General features: G+C 46.4%; 1 protein-coding gene. It reads left to right on the top strand.

Going from position 1 to position 1,283, the window contains the following annotated elements:
• On the top strand, positions 1 to 668 hold a 668-nt coding region (locus HMPREF2554_RS10975; protein WP_246826075.1), incomplete at its 5' end, for a helix-turn-helix domain-containing protein.
• Between the last annotated feature and the right edge of the window lie 615 nt (positions 669 to 1,283).

Below are 1,283 nucleotides of genomic sequence, written 5' to 3'. Positions count from 1 at the left end.
CTTTCAATGCCCTGCATAATCACCAAAAGCAGGTTGTGATTACCTCTGATTTGCCGCCAAAACAGCTCACCGGATTCGCCGAACGTATGCGTTCACGCTTCGAGTGGGGTCTGATTACCGATGTTCAGCCTCCCGAGCTGGAAACTCGTATCGCTATTTTGCGTAAAAAGGCACAGAGTGAATCGCTCAACGTTCCTGATGATGTGATGGAGTATATTGCATCGCATATTACGGCGAATATCCGCGAGTTGGAGGGCGCGCTCATTCGTGTAACGGCATTCGCCTCGCTCAATAAGCAGCCCGTCGATGTTGCTTTAGCCGAAGTTGTGCTCAAAGATCTCATTACAGATGCGGGCGACACCGAAATTACCTCGGGGCAAGTGCTGGCGACCACGGCTTCCTATTTCGATGTGACTCTAGAGGATCTACGATCAAAATCCCGCACTCGAACCCTCACAAATGCACGTCAGATTGCCATGTATTTACTGCGGGAGCTTACGGATATGTCGTTGCCGCGCATCGGGCAGGAATTAGGCGGCCGCGACCACACAACGGTTATGCACGCGGTACGAAAGGTGGGGGCACAAATGGCCGAACGACGCACTACCTTTAACCAGGTCACCGATTTGACGAACAAAATCAAGCAGGATCAGCGTGAAAGTCGGTAGTTCCCCGGAATTTCAAGGTTTAAACAGCCTGTGGATAACGTGTGCGTTAAACCGGGGCGTTAAGTGGATATTAAGTGCATGATTATTCATGATGTGTGGATGAAAATAGATGTATAAATATCCATACACAATACATCCTCAGAAACGCTAATTTTTGTCCACTTAATATCCACAGGTGATTTCCTTGATTTTACAGGGAAATTCTGGTTTTTCCACGATATCCACAGGGGTTATTAACATTACTGTACTTTAAAGAAAACACCCTCACATAACATGAAGTGCACCCCCGCAGGTCCAATCGAACGCAGTATCCAACTATTTTGACGATGGTAGCGAGACAACAGCACCAGATTTTTGTAATTACAATTTTCATAACCTTCTGAAGCTGTACTGCATGATCTACCTTCCTAAAGATGTAATTACAAAATTTTCTAAACCCTCTGAGCGGAACTATCCTGTAGCCTCTCCTTCACGAACCTGTATCCGGTAGGATGGATTATGCAGTTTTGCATAAACTACACACGCACGATGTCGGGTTCTCAATTCCATACGCATCCGTGAGCTCATCATCGTTGTTTTTTCAAACCCGTTTGCTTCATCACCGAAAGGCTCTTT

It is taken from the genome of Rothia sp. HMSC071F11 (genome assembly GCF_001809115.1).
In the GTDB taxonomy this organism is placed as follows: domain Bacteria; phylum Actinomycetota; class Actinomycetes; order Actinomycetales; family Micrococcaceae; genus Rothia; species Rothia dentocariosa.
The sequence above is the reverse complement of the archived record's forward strand: the minus strand, read 5'-3'. Positions and strand labels throughout refer to the sequence as shown.